The sequence below is a fragment of the Streptomyces racemochromogenes genome (genome assembly GCF_039535215.1).
Lineage (GTDB): Bacteria > Actinomycetota > Actinomycetes > Streptomycetales > Streptomycetaceae > Streptomyces > Streptomyces racemochromogenes.
The window spans coordinates 6,010,021-6,025,180 of record NZ_BAAAWT010000001.1 but is presented as its reverse complement, the minus strand read 5'-3'; the positions used below and the strand labels follow the sequence as shown (position 1 = coordinate 6,025,180).

Annotated in this window: 15 protein-coding genes; 7 read left to right on the top strand and 8 right to left on the bottom strand. The window is 75.2% G+C overall.

Annotated features, from left to right (window positions below):
* Positions 1 to 28: 28 nt before the first annotated feature.
* Positions 29 to 475 carry an Lrp/AsnC family transcriptional regulator gene (locus ABD973_RS27760; protein ID WP_007262840.1) on the top strand — a complete coding sequence of 149 codons (447 nt, stop codon included), beginning with the start codon at positions 29 to 31 and terminating at the stop codon, positions 473 to 475.
* On the opposite strand, the gene ABD973_RS27755 is transcribed toward ABD973_RS27760, so the two are convergent.
* Entirely contained in the window at positions 465 to 3,476 is a 3,012-nt protein-coding gene (locus ABD973_RS27755; protein WP_125820406.1) for an AAA family ATPase, read from the bottom strand. The genes ABD973_RS27760 and ABD973_RS27755 overlap by 11 nt on opposite strands.
* Positions 3,473 to 4,639: an exonuclease SbcCD subunit D gene (locus ABD973_RS27750; RefSeq protein WP_125820407.1), complete on the bottom strand. Its 1,167-nt coding sequence runs from the start codon at positions 4,637 to 4,639 to the stop codon at positions 3,473 to 3,475. The genes ABD973_RS27755 and ABD973_RS27750 overlap by 4 nt, the downstream gene beginning before the upstream one ends.
* 228 nt (positions 4,640 to 4,867) lie before the next feature.
* On the opposite strand from ABD973_RS27750, the gene ABD973_RS27745 reads away from it, so the two are divergent.
* Positions 4,868 to 6,151, top strand: a complete 1,284-nt coding sequence (locus ABD973_RS27745) for a vanadium-dependent haloperoxidase (protein ID WP_125595061.1) — start codon at positions 4,868 to 4,870, stop codon at positions 6,149 to 6,151.
* Here ABD973_RS27745 and ABD973_RS27740 read toward each other — a convergent pair.
* Positions 6,136 to 6,765: a YigZ family protein gene (locus tag ABD973_RS27740; protein WP_125595060.1), complete on the bottom strand. Its 630-nt coding sequence runs from the start codon at positions 6,763 to 6,765 to the stop codon at positions 6,136 to 6,138. The genes ABD973_RS27745 and ABD973_RS27740 overlap by 16 nt on opposite strands.
* A gap of 116 nt (positions 6,766 to 6,881) precedes the next feature.
* Here ABD973_RS27740 and ABD973_RS27735 point away from each other — a divergent pair, with 116 nt between their 5' ends.
* On the top strand, positions 6,882 to 7,286 hold the full coding sequence (locus tag ABD973_RS27735) for a CoA-binding protein (RefSeq protein WP_125595059.1): 405 nt from the start codon (positions 6,882 to 6,884) through the stop codon (positions 7,284 to 7,286).
* A 4-nt stretch (positions 7,287 to 7,290) separates the two neighbouring features.
* Here the strand turns inward: ABD973_RS27735 and ABD973_RS27730 are convergent, their stop codons facing one another.
* The gene (locus tag ABD973_RS27730; protein WP_125823892.1) at positions 7,291 to 7,884 is read right to left on the bottom strand and encodes a helix-turn-helix domain-containing protein; all 594 of its coding nucleotides are present in this window, start codon (positions 7,882 to 7,884) and stop codon (positions 7,291 to 7,293) included.
* Positions 7,885 to 7,993: 109 nt separating this feature from the next.
* Between ABD973_RS27730 and ABD973_RS27725 the strand changes: the two genes are divergently transcribed.
* Positions 7,994 to 8,860: a DMT family transporter gene (locus ABD973_RS27725; protein WP_125820408.1), complete on the top strand. Its 867-nt coding sequence runs from the start codon at positions 7,994 to 7,996 to the stop codon at positions 8,858 to 8,860.
* Positions 8,861 to 8,933: 73 nt separating this feature from the next.
* On the opposite strand, the gene ABD973_RS27720 is transcribed toward ABD973_RS27725, so the two are convergent.
* A complete protein-coding gene (locus tag ABD973_RS27720) occupies positions 8,934 to 9,680 on the bottom strand; it encodes an acyltransferase (protein ID WP_125595057.1) in 747 nt (248 codons plus the stop codon).
* A 145-nt stretch (positions 9,681 to 9,825) separates the two neighbouring features.
* On the opposite strand from ABD973_RS27720, the gene ABD973_RS27715 reads away from it, so the two are divergent.
* On the top strand, positions 9,826 to 10,392 hold the full coding sequence (locus ABD973_RS27715; RefSeq protein ID WP_345502662.1) for a gamma carbonic anhydrase family protein: 567 nt from the start codon (positions 9,826 to 9,828) through the stop codon (positions 10,390 to 10,392).
* A 26-nt stretch (positions 10,393 to 10,418) separates the two neighbouring features.
* On the opposite strand, the gene ABD973_RS27710 is transcribed toward ABD973_RS27715, so the two are convergent.
* On the bottom strand, positions 10,419 to 11,087 hold the full coding sequence (locus ABD973_RS27710) for a DedA family protein (protein WP_125820410.1): 669 nt from the start codon (positions 11,085 to 11,087) through the stop codon (positions 10,419 to 10,421).
* A 253-nt stretch (positions 11,088 to 11,340) separates the two neighbouring features.
* The gene (locus ABD973_RS27705; protein ID WP_042800586.1) at positions 11,341 to 11,778 is read right to left on the bottom strand and encodes a DUF4442 domain-containing protein; all 438 of its coding nucleotides are present in this window, start codon (positions 11,776 to 11,778) and stop codon (positions 11,341 to 11,343) included.
* A gap of 111 nt (positions 11,779 to 11,889) precedes the next feature.
* On the opposite strand from ABD973_RS27705, the gene ABD973_RS27700 reads away from it, so the two are divergent.
* Positions 11,890 to 12,927: a DUF8017 domain-containing protein gene (locus tag ABD973_RS27700; protein WP_125820411.1), complete on the top strand. Its 1,038-nt coding sequence runs from the start codon at positions 11,890 to 11,892 to the stop codon at positions 12,925 to 12,927.
* A 98-nt stretch (positions 12,928 to 13,025) separates the two neighbouring features.
* A complete protein-coding gene (locus tag ABD973_RS27695) occupies positions 13,026 to 14,333 on the top strand; it encodes an MFS transporter (protein ID WP_125820412.1) in 1,308 nt (435 codons plus the stop codon).
* Here ABD973_RS27695 and ABD973_RS27690 read toward each other — a convergent pair.
* Positions 14,320 to 15,111, bottom strand: a complete 792-nt coding sequence (locus ABD973_RS27690; RefSeq protein ID WP_125823893.1) for a spermidine synthase — start codon at positions 15,109 to 15,111, stop codon at positions 14,320 to 14,322. The genes ABD973_RS27695 and ABD973_RS27690 overlap by 14 nt on opposite strands.
* Positions 15,112 to 15,160: the final 49 nt, after the last annotated feature.

Here is a 15,160-nt window from a genome sequence, read left to right as displayed (position 1 = left end):
CCGGGGATTCCCCTGCTAGACCTCCCGCATGACCGGTTATTCCCCCGACGCCACCGACTGGCGGATCCTCGCGGCGCTCCAGCAGGACGGCCGCGCCAGCTTCACCGAACTCGCCCGCACCGTCTCGATGTCCGCGAGCGCCGTCACCGAGCGGGTCCGCCGCCTGGAGGAGGCCGGGATCATCACCGGCTACACGGCGGTGGTGGACCACGAGAAGCTGGGCAAGGCGATCCTGGCCCTGGTGCGGCTGCGCTATCCGCACGGCAACTACAAGCCGTTCCACGACTTCCTGGAGGCCACCTCCGAGATCCTGGAGGCCCACCACGTCACCGGGGACGACTGCTTCGTCCTCAAGGTGGCCGCCCGTTCGATGGCCCACCTGGAGGAGGTCACGGGCCGGATCGCCGGGCTGGGCCCGGTGACCACCAGCGTCGTGTACTCCTCCCCGCTCGCCCGTCGCCCGCTCAGTCCGTGATGCCCGCCGTGCGGTGGCGCACCACGGAGCCGCCGCGCTGCTTGACGATCTCCAGCTGCGCCTGGACCCGGGTGCGCAGGTCGCCGACATGGCTGACGATGCCGACGCTGCGGTCCCGCTCGCGCAGCGAGTCCAGTACGTCGAGCACCTCGTCCAGCGCCTGGTCGTCGAGGCTGCCGAAGCCCTCGTCGATGAAGAGGGTGTCCAGGCGCATGCCGCCGGCCTCGTCGGTGACCACGTCGGCCAGGCCCAGGGCGAGGGCGAGGGAGGCGAAGAAGGTCTCGCCGCCCGAGAGGGTGGCGGTGTCCCGCTCGCTGCCGGTCCACGCGTCCAGCACGTGCAGCCCGAGGCCGGAGCGGCCGCGTCCGCCGGACCGGGCGTCGGAGTGGACGAGGGTGTAGCGGCCGCCGGACATCCGCAGCAGCCGTACGGTCGCGGCGGCGGCGACCTGCTCCAGCCGCGCCGCCAGCACGTACGCCTCCAGGCGCATCTTGCGCTCGTTGTCGGCGGAGGTGCCCGCGGTGAGCCCGGCCAGCCGGGCCACCCGCTCGTACGCCTCGCGCAGCGGGCCCAGGGCGCGCAGCTCCTGCTCCGCCTGGCGCGAGAGCCGGTCCAGCTCGGCGCACCGCACCCGGGCGGCGTCCACGGCCGAGGCGGCGGAGCGCAGCCGTGCGGCGGCCCGCTCCTCGGCGGCCGCGGCGGCGGCCGGATCGGCGGGGGGCAGGGCTGCCGCGGCGGTGGTGTCCCGCTCGGCGTGCCGGTCGGCCAGCATCGCCTCCTCGGCCTGCCAGGCGTCGAGGCGGTGCTGGAGGGCGGTGCGCTCGTACTCGGGGAGCACGGCGTCGGCGGCCTGCTCGGTGGTGTCGAACCCGGCCTTGTAGGCGGCGGCGGCGAGCTGGTCGTCGGCCTCCTTCAGCCGGGCGGCGGTGGTCTCGGCCCGGCGCAGCGCGGCGGCGGCCGTGGTGACCATCCGGATCCGGTCCTCCAGGGTGCGGGCGCGGGCGGCGACGCTGGGCGAGTCGGCGCGGACGAGGACCAGTTCGGCTTCGAGGGAGGCCTGCTCCTCGTCGAGGGCCTCGCGCCGGGAGGCCCGGGCGGCGGCCCGGCGCTCGGCGTCGAGCCGCTCGGAGCTGCGCGCCTGGTGCTCCCGTTCGGCGCGGGCGAGCCGTTCGCGGGCGGTGTGGAGCGCGGCGGCGTCCGCGTGGGCGGCGGCGTGGCGGGCACTCAGCTCGGCGGTGAGGTCGAGGAGTTCGGCGGTGGTGGCGTCCCCGGCGGCGGAGGCGGCCTCGGCCTCGGCCTCCCGGACGGCGGCGAGCCGGCGCTCGACGGCGGCCCTGCGCTCCTCGGCCTGCTCGAAGCGGGCGTGGGCGGCGTCCTCGGCGGCGCGGTCGACGTGCCCTGGGGCGGGGCGGGCCGGGGCGGGGTGCTCGGCGGACCCGCACACCGTGCAGGGCTCCCCGGGGGTCAGCGCGGCGGCCAGCTCGGCGGCGATGCCGCGCAGCCGGGCCTCCTTCAGCTCCAGCCAGCTCTCCCGGGCGGCGGACGACTCCTCGCGCGCCCGCAGCAGTTCGCCCGCGGCGGCTTCGGCGTCGGCGGCGAGGGTGTCGCGCCGCCGGGCGGCGGTGAGCTGCATCCGGGCGGGCTCCAGCCGCCCCGCGAGCTGCTCGGCGAGGGTGAGGGCCTGCTGCGCGCAGTCGACCTGCTCCTGGAGGGCGGCCCGGGTGGCCTCCCAGCGGGCGAGCCACTCGGCGGACTCCTGGTGGCGCTCGTCGGCGTCCCGGGACTCCCGCTCCAGCGTGGCCCGCTCCCGGCCGATCTCGGCGCTGCGCTGTTCGGCGCGCTGGGCGGCGCCGGCCGCGCCGAGGTCCTCGCGCAGGCGCTGCTCGACGGCGGCGAGCTGTTCGGTGCCGGCTCCGGCCAGGGCGGGGGGCAGCTCCGCGCGGGCCAGGGTCTCGGCGTGCGCGGCGGTGAGGTGTGCGGCGGCCGCGGCCCCGCGCAGTTCCAGGGCGGGGGCCACGAGGGCGCCCCGGCGGGCCCTGTCCAGCAGGGCCCGTACCCGCTCGCGCTCCGGGGCGGCCTGTGCCAGCAGCTCCGCCCGGCGGGCGGTCTCGGCGTGGCGGTGCTGGAGCCGGGCGAGTTCCCGCGCCTCCTCGGCGTCGCGGCGGGCCGCGGCGTGGCGTCCCTCGACGGCGGCGAGCGCGTACTCGGCGACGGTGAGCCGCTCCCGGGCGGAGCACCGGGCGACGGCGGCCCAGGCGCGGACGGCCTCGGCGAGGCCGGGGTCGCCGGGCTGGTGGCCGGGCAGCGGCCAGGCCCGCAGGTCGGCGCAGTGTCCGGCGGCCTGGGCGAGCCGCTGGGCGGCGGCGAGGACCTTCTCGTCGCCGGCCCGGACCTTGGCCTCGGCGGCGCGGCGCCGTTCGGCGAGCAGGGTCTCGACGGCGGCGAAGCGGCGGGTGTCGAAGAGCCGGCCGAGGAGCCGGCCGCGGGCTTCGGCGCCGGCCCGCAGGAACTGCGCGAACTCCCCCTGGGGGAGCAGGACGACCTGGCAGAACTGCTCCCGGCTCATGCCGAGGAGCTGTTCGACCTCCTCGCCGATCTCCTGGTGGGAGCGGCTGAGCGCGGTCCAGCCGTCGCCGGTGTGCTCGCGGAGCCAGGACTGGGCCTTGTCCTTGGTGGTGCCGGTGCCGCGCTTCTTGGGGCGGTCCTGTTCGGGGCGCCGGGTGATCTCCAGGCGGCGGCCGCCCGCGGTGAGCTCGAGGGTGACCTCGGTGGGGGTGTCGGGGGCGGCGTGGTCGCTGCGCAGGGTGGTGCCGGGGGCCTGGCGGGAGCCGGGGACGGATCCGTAGAGGGCGTAGCAGACGGCGTCGAGGACGGAGGTCTTACCGGCTCCGGTGGGGCCGTGCAGCAGGAAGATCCCGGCGCCGGAGAGGGCGTCGAAGTCGATGGTCTGGGGTTCGGCGAAGGGCCCGAAGGCGGTGATGTGGAGCCGGTGCAGCCTCATCGGCCGGCCTCCTGGCGGACGTCCTCGGCCCGTACGGCCTCGAAGGCGCCGCGCAGCACGGCCCGCTCGGCCTCGTCGGCGCTGCCGCCGCCGCGTACGTGGGCGACGAAGTCCTCGGCGATCTCCTGGTCGCTGCGGCCCTTGAGGCGCTGGGCGTAGGAGGCCGTGCCGTCCTCCTCGCGGCCTTCGGGGTCGAAGGCGAGGCTGAGGGTGTGCGGGAAGCGGCCGGCGAGGCGGGCCATGGGGTCCTCGGGGCGGGCGGGGTCGGTGAGGGTGGCCTCGATCCAGGCGTCCTCGTACGCGGTGTGCGCGGGGTCCTCCAGGAGGTCCTCCAGCCGTCCGCGCAGCCGGGCGAGGGGGCGGGGCACGGGGGTGTCGATCCGCTCGGCGGTGATCTCCCCGGCCGGGCCGAGGTCGATCAGCCACATGGTCTTGCGGTGGGCCGCCTCGGAGAAGGAGTAGGCGAGCGGGGAACCGGAGTAGCGGACCCGTTCGTTGATCGTCTGGCAGCCGTGGAGGTGGCCGAGGGCGGCGTAGTCGACGCCGTCGAAGACGGAGGCGGGTACGGCCTCGACGCCGCCGACGGCGATGTCGCGTTCGCTGTCGCTGGCCTGCCCGCCGGTGACGAAGGCGTGGGCGAGGACCACGGAGCGGGTGCCGGGGGCGCGGCCGGCCAGGTCGGCCCGGATCCGGTCCATGGCGGCGCCGAGCACGGCCTCGTGGCTGACCTTCTCGGCGGCGAAGGTGTCCTTGACCAGTGCCGGTTCGAGGTAGGGCAGCCCGTAGAAGGCCACGTCACCGTGTACGTCGGCCAGCACGACGGGGTCGGCGCAGCCGGCGGGGTCGGTCCTGAGGTGGATCCCGGCCCGGCCGATCAGCCCGGCGCCGACACCGAGGCGGCGGGCCGAGTCGTGGTTCCCGGAGATCATCACCGTCGGGACGCCGAGGTCGGCGAGCCGGTGCAGGGCCCGGTCGTAGAGCTCGACGGCGGGCAGCGGGGGCACGGCCCGGTCGTAGACGTCGCCGGCGACGAGGACGGCGTCGACCTCGTGCTCCCGGACGGCTTCGACGAGGTGGTCGACGAAGGCGGCCTGGGCTCCGAGCATGTTCACGCGGTGGAAGGACCGGCCGAGGTGCCAGTCGGAGGTGTGCAGGAACTTCACTCGACCGCTCCGACCCGCACGCTTGCTCTCCTCTGGTTCCGCACCGACCATCCAGGCTAACCCGTGCGCGGGCGCGTCCCGGCCGGACCGGGGAATCCGCCCTTCCGAGGGGGCGGAGGGGGCCGCGTGTTGCGGGGGCGTGGCGGCGATGCGAAACCTCCGTGGCCGAACTCCGTTGGCGGTTCCGGGCACTTGTGGCCCCCGCGGCCCGCTGGTTGGCTTCGCCGCATGCCGCTCTCCGGACCTCCGCGTCTTCGTCCCGCGCTGCTCGCCGCCGGCTCCGCCGCGCTGCTCGCGCTCAGCACCGCCGTGCCCTCGGCCGCGGCGCCCCCGGCTCCCGGCCCGGCCGCCGGCTCGGTGGTGCTCGACTGGTACGACGCCACCGCGCGGACGGTGGCCGCCGCGGCCGCCCCGGCCCAGATCACCAACAGCCGCACCTGGGCGATCGGCTGGATCGCCGCCGCCCGTGCCGCCCGCGAGGCCCCCGGGGGTCCGGGCCGGGGCCGCTTCCAGGACGCGGCCGTCGCCTCCGCCGTGCACGACGCTCTGGTCGCGCTCGCCCCGTCCCGCAGGGCCGACCTCGACGCGGCCCTGGCCGCCACCCTCGGCGGGATCCCGGACGGGCCCGCCGAGGACCGGGGGGTGGCCGCGGGGGCCCGGCAGGCCGCCGCGGTGCTCGCGGAGCGTGCCGGGGACGGCCTCGACCCGGCCTCGTCCAACGCGCCGTTCAGCGTGCCGCCGGCCGCTCCCGGTGTGTGGCAGCCCACCCCGGACGGCTACGCGCCGGCCGCGCAGTACGGCAACCGCCTCGGCCGGCCCTTCCTGCTGGAGCGGGCCGACCAGTTCCGGCCGGGGCCGCCGCCCGCGCTGGACTCCCGGCGCTACCGGGCCGACCTGGCGGAGGTGCGGGCGTACGGCTCGGCCGACAGCACGGTGCGCACGCCGCGCCAGACCGAGACGGCCACCTTCTGGTACGGCGGTTCGCTGACCCTGTTCACGGAGCCGCTGCGGGTGGCCGTGGCCCGTTCGCACGGCTCGTCCGCCGACCGGGCGTCGCTGGTCGCGCTCTTCCACGCGGCTTCGGTCGACACCCAGATCGCGACCTCCGACGGGAAGTACACGTACGTGCGCTGGCGGCCGGTGACGGCGATCCGGACGGGGGCGGTCGACCCCGACCCGGCCTGGCGGCCCCTGCACCAGACGCCGGCCCATCCGGACTACCCCAGCGGCCACGCCACGTACGCCGGCGCGGCGCAGACCGTGCTGGACGCGCTGGTGGGGCCGGCGACGGCGCCCTTCGAGATCAGCAGCCCGACCGCGCCCGGGGTGCGCCGCACGTACACGGCGTGGAGCGGGCTCACCCGGGACAACGTGGACGCCCGGGTGTGGTCGGGGATCCACACCCGTACCGCCGACGAGGCGGGCGTGCGGCTGGGCGAGGCGGTCGCCCGCCACGCCCTGCGCAACGCCGACCGGCTGCTGGGCGGGCGCGGGGTTCAGCCGTCGCCGTAGGCCTCGCCGCCGAGTTCGAAGCCCGCGGTGCCGGCGGTGGCGTCCGCGAGCCAGGCCTTGAAGGCCTCGACGTCCGCCTCGGGGAGGCCGATCTCGATGGAGACGGCCTCCCCGTAGCGGACGTCCAGTACGGCGCGGCCGGTGGCGCGCAGGTCGTTCTGGGTCTTGCCCGCCCGCTGGTGGTCGACGGTGACGGTGGCCAGCCGGTAGCGGTGGCGGGTGATGGTCCCGAGGGCGTCGAGCGCCTCGCCGACGACGCCGCCGTAGGCCCGGATGAGCCCGCCGGCCCCGAGCTTGACGCCGCCGTAGTAGCGGGTGACGACGGCGACCGCGTAGCGGACGTCGCGCCGGGTCAGCATCTGCAGCATGGGCACCCCGGCGGTGCCGCCGGGCTCGCCGTCGTCGCTGGCCTTCTGGACGGAGGCGTCGGCGCCGATCACGTAGGCGTAGCAGTTGTGCGTGGCGGTGGGGTGCTCCTTGCGGACGCGGGCGATGAACTCCTGCGCCTCCCGCTCGGTCGCGGCGGGCGCGATCGAGCACAGGAACCGGGAGCGGTTGATCTCCGCCTCGTGCGTCCCCTCGCGGGCCACGGTCACGTACTGGTCTGCCTTCACCGCTCCACCCTACGGTGAACCGGAACGGGGAATCGGACGGGTGTCCGCGCCGTTGATCCTGCCGAACGGTCCGGCGGAACGAGTCCGCCGGGCGGCCACGGCAGGAGGCGGCGCACGTGTACGGCGACCAGGCGACCATCCGCAGGATCCTCACCGAGCTCGGTGACACCTGGGCCGTGGTGGGGCTGTCGAACAACCGGGACCGGGCCGCCTACGGGGTGGCGAAGGTGCTCCAGCGTTACGGCAAGCGCGTGGTGCCGGTGCACCCGAAGGCGGAGACGGTGCACGGGGAGCCGGGCTACGCGTCGCTGGACGCGATCCCGTTCAAGGTGGACGTGGTGGACGTCTTCGTGAACAGCGCGCTGGCCGGGCAGGTCGCCGACGACGCGGTGGCCGCCGGTGCCGAGGCCGTCTGGTTCCAGCTGGACGTGGTCGACGAGGCCGCCTTCGCGCGGACGCGTGCGGCGGGGGTGGAGATGGTGATGGACCGCTGCCCCGCGATCGAGATCCCCGCCCTGTAGCCGGTCAGACCGGGTGGCCGCCGGCGCCCTGGACCGGGGGGATCGAGACGGCCATGGTCATCAGCATCGGAACGGTGCCCTCGTTGCGGTAGGCGTGCGGGAGGTTCGCCTCGAAGGAGACGGCGCCGCCGGCCGGGACCACGTAGCGGTCGTCGGCGAGGTCGAGGGTCAGTTCCCCTTCCGTCACGTGCAGCATCTCGAAGGTTCCGGCCGGGTGCGGGTCGGAGGCCGTGCCGTCTCCGGCCTCCAGGCGGTAGGTCCACATCTCCACGGGCCCGCGCCGGTCGTCGCCGAGCAGCATGTGGGCCTCGCTGCCCTCCCCGCTCGACCACATCCGCACCCCCTGCCCCGGCAGCACCACGCGGGCCCGCGGTCCCCGGTCGTGGTCGAGGAGGGTGGTGATGCTGACCCCGAGGGCGTCGGCCAGCTTCACCGTGGTGCCCACGCTGGGGTTCGTACGGGCCTGTTCGATCTGGATGATCATGCCGCGGCTGACGCCCGCGCGGGCGGCCAGGGCGTCGAGCGTGAAGCCGCGTTCGCCGCGCCACCGCTTGAGGTTGCGGGCGAGCGCCTGGGTGAGCTGTTCGAGGTCCGACACCATTCCGTCCAATATTTTGGATGACACAGTCCAACAGACTGAACTAACCTGCGGTGTATTCGATGCTGCACTCCACCGTTCACCGCACTGTACTGCGAGGCCCCCTGCCATGACCGCCCTCTTCGCCCTGGCCACAGCCGTCCTGTGGGGCCTCGCAGACTTCGGCGGCGGGCTGCTGACCCGGCGGATACCGGCGCTCACGGTGCTGGTGGTCTCGCAGGTCGCCGCGGTCGTCGTGCTCGGCGCGATCGTGCTCGGCACCGGCGCCTGGAGCGAGGCGGGCCCGCAGCTGTGGTTCGCGGTGGCCGCGGGCCTGGTCGGGCCGGCCGCGATGCTCGCCTTCTACAAGGCCCTGGCCCTCGGCCCGATGGGCGTGGTCTCCCCGCTCGGCTCCCTCGGGGTGGTCGTGCCGGTCGGCGTGGGGCTGGCCGTGGGCGAGCGGCCGGGACCGGGCCAGTTCGCGGGCATCGCCGTGGCCCTCGTCGGCATCGTCCTGGCCGGCGGCCCCGAGCTGCGCGGCGCCCCCGTGCAGCGGCGGGCGGTGGTGCTGACCCTCGTCGCGGCCTTCGGCTTCGGCGCGGTCATGGCCCTGATCGCCGAGGCCTCCACCACGTTGACCGGGCTCTTCCTCGCCCTGTTCGTCCAGCGGGTCACCAACGTCGCCGTCGGCGGCGTCGCCCTGCTCGCGCAGACCCGGCGCGGCGTCCCGGCCCTGCCGGAGGGCACCGGGCCGCGGGTGCTGTGGAGCATGCTGCCCGCCCTGGCCTTCGTGGGCCTCGCCGACGTCGCGGCCAACGGCACCTACTCCATCGCCGCCCAGAACGGCCCCGTCACCGTGGCCGCCGTACTGTCCTCGCTCTACCCGGTGGTCACCGCGTTCGCCGCGTTCGCGGTCCTCAAGGAGCGCCTGCGCAGCGTCCAGGCGGCGGGCGCGGGCCTGGCCCTGGCGGGTACGGTCCTGCTCGCCGCAGGCTGAAACCACCGGCCGGGACCCCCACCGGCCAGGACCGCGCCCGGCCCGGACCGCCACCGGCGGCACCGCGTACGGCTCAGGGCTGCTCGGCCTGTGCCAGCAGGGCCAGCCCGCGCAGTTGCTCGGGGGTCATCCCGTCGGGGATCGGCACCGGCGCGGGCGTGCGCAGCGGCGGCTGCCAGCCGGTCTCCGGCTCCCACCGCCGTACGATCCTGGCCGGCGCCCCCGCCACCACGGCGTGGTCGGGCACCTCACCCCGTACGACGGCCCCCGCGGCCACGACGACGTTGCGGCCCAGCTTCGCGCCGGGCAGGATCACCGCCCCCGTGCCCAGCCAGCAGCCCGGCCCGATCTCCACCGGGGCGCTGCGGGGCCACTGCCGGCCGACGGGCTCGTGCGGGTCGTCGTAGCTGTGGTTGGTGGAGGTGATGTACACCCCGGGCCCGCAGAAGGTGTCGTTGCCGATGGTGATCCGGGCGTCGGCGATGACGTGGCTGCCCCGGCCGAGGACCACCCCGTCGCCCAGCACCAGTACCGGGTCGGCGCCGAGGTCGAGGTCCGGCATCATCCCGGCGGTCAGGGTGACCTGCTCGGCGATGATGCAGTGCCCGCCGAGCCGGATCCACCGTTCGCCGAACACGGTGCCCTGCGGGAAGGCGAGCCGCGTGCCCTCGCCGATCGCGCCGAAGCGCAGCCGGCCCGGGTGCTCGGCGGTGACCGCACCGGCCCGCTGCATCCAGCGCCAGCCGGCGTGCACCGCGCGGCTGGCGACGCGGCCGCGCAGGGCCGCCAGGGATGAGAACGTGTTCTGGTTCTTCGGCACCCGGCCACGGTAGTGCGCCCCGCGCCGGACGTCGGGACCCGGATCCTGTGATCTTCACCCCATCGCGGGGCGGCGCCGTCCCGTGCCCTACGGTGCACGTGGCGCGGCATCCGGAACCAGCCGGAACCACACGAGGGAAGTGACCATGACCCATCAGCCGAACCAGGCGCACCAGGCACACCAGGGGGCTCTCATCGCGGGCGTCGGGGACCGGAAGCCGTCGGTGGACCCGACGGCCTTCACCGCCCCGACCTCCGTCGTCGTCGGCGACGTCACGCTCGGCGCCGGCGCGAGCGTCTGGTACTCGGCGGTGCTGCGCGCAGACTGCGGCCCGATCACGCTGGGCGCGGACAGCAACGTGCAGGACAACTGCACGGTCCACGTGGACCCCGGCTTCCCGGTGTCCATCGGCGAGCGCGTCTCCATCGGGCACAACGCGGTGGTGCACGGCTGCACGGTCGAGGACGACTGCCTGATCGGGATGGGCGCGACCGTGCTGAACGGCGCCGTGATCGGCGCGGGTTCGCTGGTGGCCGCGCAGGCCCTGGTGCCGCAGGGCATGGTGGTCCCGCCCGGCTCGCTGGTCGCGGGCGTGCCGGCCAAGGTGCGGCGCGAGCTCACCGCCGAGGAGCGCGAGGGGATCAGGGTGAACGCCGCGATGTACACGGAGCTGGCGGAGCAGCACCGCGCCTCGGTGGCCCCCGGCGCCTGACCGTCCGGCCGGCCGGGGCCTCGGCGTCAGTCCGGGGCGCCCGCCGGGGCGGTGGCCGGCTGCGGCGAGGGCTCGGCCGCGCGGGCCTCGGCGGCCGCCTTCTTCATCCGGCTGCGCAGGACCAGGGTCACGGTGAGCCCGATCAGCAGGGCCACGACCAGGGCCAGCCAGGAGAACCGCTTCAGCCAGGGCTCGGCGACGATGCCGACGTAGTAGATGACGGCGGTGGTGCCGCCGGCCCAGAGGATGCCGCCGAGGACGTTGGCGACGAGGAAGCGCCAGTAGGGCATCCGCAGTACGCCGGCCAGCGGGCCGGCGAAGATGCGCAGGAGGGCGACGAAGCGTCCGAAGAAGACGGCCCACATGCCCCAGCGGTCGAAGGAGCGCTCGGCCATGGCCACCTGGTCGGGCCCGAAGTGCTTGGGGAACCGCCTGCCGAGTCTCTCCAGCAGCGGCTTGCCCCCGCGGCGGCCGATGGCGTACCCGATGGAGTCGCCGATGATGGCGCCCGCGATGGCGCACAGGCCGAGGACCACGGGGTCGATCTGCCCGTGCTGCGAGGCGAGCAGCGCCGAGCTGACGAGGATGATCTCGCCGGGGAGCGGGATGCCCAGGCTCTCCAGCCCGATGACCAGTCCCACCAGGAGATAGACACTGATCGCCGGGATCTCCTCCAGCCATTCCTGGATGTGCACCGGTACGTCCTCCCTCGTCGCCTCCGGCGGGCCCCCGAGACACGCCGAACGGGCAGCCTATCCGCTCCCCGGAACGCCCTTCGTCCATGGCGGGCGCTCTCGGGACGAACGACCGGCGAACGCCCGGGGTTCCGGCGACACGCCGATACCGGCCCCGGACAGCACGGCGGGAGCGGCCCGCGCCGGACCGCTCCCGCCCCCACTGTGCCGCTCCCGGCTCCCTTTCGCGGCGTGACGCGCCGCGCGGGACGTCCTACGCGTTCGGGCGCAGCGTCCAGACGACGGTCATCTCACCGGTGACGGCCTCGTCCTCGCGCTGGATGGCGATGGTGACGGGGAACTCGGGGCGGCCGCCCGCGTCGAGCTCGGCCACGACGTCGGCGGCGGGGCGGCCGAGGGTGGCGGTGGCGGTGACGACGCCCTTGGCGAGCTTCTTGTAGCCGATCTCGGCCTTCACGGCGAGCGGCACGGCGCGCGAGAGCTGGTCGCCGAAGGCGGCCAGGACGATGGCGCCGCTGGCGGACTCGGCCAGGGTGAACATGGCGCCGGCGTGCGGGCCGCCGACGTGGTTGTGGAAGTCGGGCTGGTCCGGCAGGCGGACGACGGCGCGCTCCGGGGTGGTCTCCAGGAACTCCAGGTTCAGGGTGCGGGCCATCGGCACCGTCTGGGCGAGCAGTTCGCCCACGTTCATCTGTTCTGCGCTCATGGCACGCGATGTTACCCACGAGTAGATGGAGTTGGCCAGAGCGGGACGGGGGGCGGACGTGGCTCCTGTCAGCCGCTCCCACTATGGTTACCGGCCATGTGGCCAGGACAGCAGCAGCAGCCCGGGGGAGAGCAGAACCCCCAGGACCCGCGTCAGAACCCGTACCAGCAGCAGCCGGGACAGCCGAACCCGTACCAGCAGCAGCCCCAGCCGGGATTCGGTGAGCAGCAGCCCGGCTACGGATACCCGCAGGCGGGCTACCAGACCCCGCCCCCGGTCCAGCCGTGGGGCAACGCCCCCCAGCAGCAGCCCCCGCCGCGGCCGTCCGGCGGGAGCCCCTTCTCCACCCGGACCGTGGCCATCGTCGCGGCCTCCGCGGTCGTGGTGACGGCGGCCGCCACCGCCGCCTTCGTGCTCACCCGGGACGACGAGGGCGCCAACCGCGCCGACGACAAGCCCGCCGCCTCCTCCCCCGCGCCGGTCGCCCCGGTCTCGCCCGCGGCCCCCAGCGGCGCCAACCCGCGCGCGGGCGGCGACGTGAAGCCGGTGATCCCGGGCTGGAAGGTGGTCATCAACCCGAAGCACGGCACCGCCTTCGACGTCCCCCCGGAGTGGAACGCGCTCGGCTCCGGCGTGATCGCCGGCTTCGAGGACGAGGAGAAGAAGGACGGCTCCCCGCTCGTCACGTTCTCCGCACCCGCCTACTTCAAGGAGGACTGGTGCAAGGTGGACTCCAACAAGGACGGGCGCGAGGAGAGCACCTCCCTGGCCGGCACCGGCACCAAGGGCGGCCAGGGCGCCAAGGACACGGCCGGGGCGGCGCACAGCGAGGCGGGCACCTGGGTGTTCGCCGGGTACTCGCAGAAGCTGCCCAAGGAGATGGTCAAGATCTCCGAGTCGAAGGAGTACACCACCCTCTCCGGCCTCAAGGGGCACGTCGCGACGGCGACCGTGAGCGGCGTCCCCAAGGAGAACAAGTGCTCCTCGGACGGCAAGAGCATCGCCTTCAGCTTCAAGAACTCCAAGGGTGACTTCGCCAGCTGGGTCCTCTACGGCGCCGCCGGCGTTCCCGGCGAGGTCGACCAGGCGACCCAGGACAAGATCCTCAGCTCGGTCCGCCTCAGCGGCGGCTGATCCCCCACCCCGCACGACCCCGCACGATCCCCGGGCCGATCATCCTTTTTCCGTTATTTCGTTTGGATTCTCGGCCCGGGGCAGGGGATAGTCCCGGAGTGAGCCCCCACACCGTCCTCCGGACCCCCCGCCGCCGGCCCGCCTGGGCCGGACGCAACTACAGCCTCCTGACGGGCGCCGCGGTCGTCACCAACCTCGGCAGTCACGGGGCGCTCATCGCGGCCTCCTTCGCCGTGCTCGAAGCGGGCGGCAGCGGCGCCGACGTCGGCCTCGTCGCCGCCGCCCGCACGCTGCCCCTCGTCCTCTTCCTGCTCGTCGGCGGGGCGCTCGCCGACCGGCTGCCCCGGCACCGCGTGATGGTCGCGGCCAACGCCCTCAACTGCGTCTCGCAGGCCGCCTTCGCCGTGCTCGTCCTCGCCGGCGACCCGAAGCTGTGGCAGATGATGCTGCTGACCGCGCTCTGCGGCACCGGCACCGCCTTCTTCAACCCCGCCGCCGAGGGCATGCTCCTGTCCAGCGTCTCCGGCGAGCACGCCAACCGGGCCTTCGCCCTCTTCCGCATGGCCATGAACGGCGCCGGCATCGGCGGCGCGGCCCTCGGCGGCGCCCTGATCGCCGCGATCGGCCCCGGCTGGGTACTGGCCGTGGACGCGGCCGCCTTCGCGGTCGCGGGCGCCCTGCGCGCCTTCCTCGACGTGGGCCCCACCACCGGGCGGGCTCCCGGCGGGGGCCTGCTCGCCGACCTGCGCGAGGGCTGGGTGGAGTTCCGGACCCGGCCCTGGCTGTGGAGCATCGTGCTCCAGTTCTCCGTGGTCGTCGCCGTCGTGGGGGCGGCGGAGGCGGTGTACGGGCCCCTCGTCGCCCGCGACCGGCTGGGCGGGCCGGCGCCCTGGGGCGTGGCCCTGGCCTTCTTCGGCGCGGGCACCATCGCCGGAGCGCTCCTGATGATGGTGTGGAAACCGCGCCGCCTGCTGCTGGTGGGCACCCTGTGCGTGTTCCCGCTGGCGCTTCCGTCGGCGGGACTGGCGGTACCGCTGCCGGTCTGGGGGCTGTGCGCGGTGATGTTCTTCAGCGGCGCCGCCATCGAGGTGTTCGGCGTGAACTGGATGACCACGATGCACCAGGAGATACCCGAGGAGAAGTTCTCCCGGGTCTCCGCCTACGACTGGTTCGGCTCGGTGTCCATGCTGCCGCTCGCCACCGCCCTGGCCGGCCCCGCCGAGTCCGCCTTCGGCCGCACCCAGGCCCTGTGGGGCTGCGCGGCGCTGGTGGTCGCCGCCACCGCCCTGGTCCTGCTCGTACCGGAGGTGCGCCGGATCACCCGCAGGCCCCCGCCCGTGAAGGGTTCCGCACCGGCCCCCGCGCCGGCGCAGGCCGCCGGGGCCGTCGGGGTCACCCCAGGCTGAAGGCCCCCTGCGGCGGGGCCGGGGAGGGGACCGCGTCCGCGTCGGCGACCGGACGCGCCCCGCGCATGAACCGGGCGAGCCCCTCCCCCGACTCCACCCGGGCGGGGAAGGCGTCGGCGGCGCACCGCCGGGCCAGCGCGGCCAGCGGCAGCGGGGCGTCCGAGGCGAGCAGCACCGCGTTGCCGAAGCGGCGCCCGCGCAGCACCCCGGGCTCGGCGATCAGGGCCAGCTCCGCGAAGGCGGCCGCGAAGTTGGCCAGCTGGGCCTTGAGGAAGCCGAACGGCGCCCCGTCGGCCAGGTTCGCCGCGTACAGCCCGCCGGGCCTCAGCACGCGCGCAGCCTGCCGCGCGTATTCCGCCGAGGTCAGCTGGGCGGGCACCCGTGAGCCCCCGAAGACGTCGGCGACCAGCACGTCCGCGCTCGCCTCGGGGGCGGCCTCCAGCCAGGCCCGCGCGTCGGCGGCGTGCACGGTCACCCGGGCCCCGGCGGCCAGCGGAAGGTGACGCTCCACCAGCTCCACCAGGGCGGCGTCGAACTCGACCACGTCCTGCCGCGACCCCGGGCGGACGGCCGCGGCGTAGCGCGGGAGGGTGAGCGCGCCCCCGCCCAGGTGCAGCAGGTCCAGGGCGGCCCCCGGCTCCGCCGCGCAGTCCAGGACGTGCGCGAGGCGGCGTACGTACTCGAACTCCAGGTGCTCGGGCTCGTCGAGGTCGACGTAGGACTGCGGAGCCCCGTCGACGGTGAGCAGCCAGGCCCGCTCCCGGTCCACGTCCGGCATCAGCTTGGCGGTGCCCTGGCCCACTTCCCGGACCACCGGGATCTGTTCG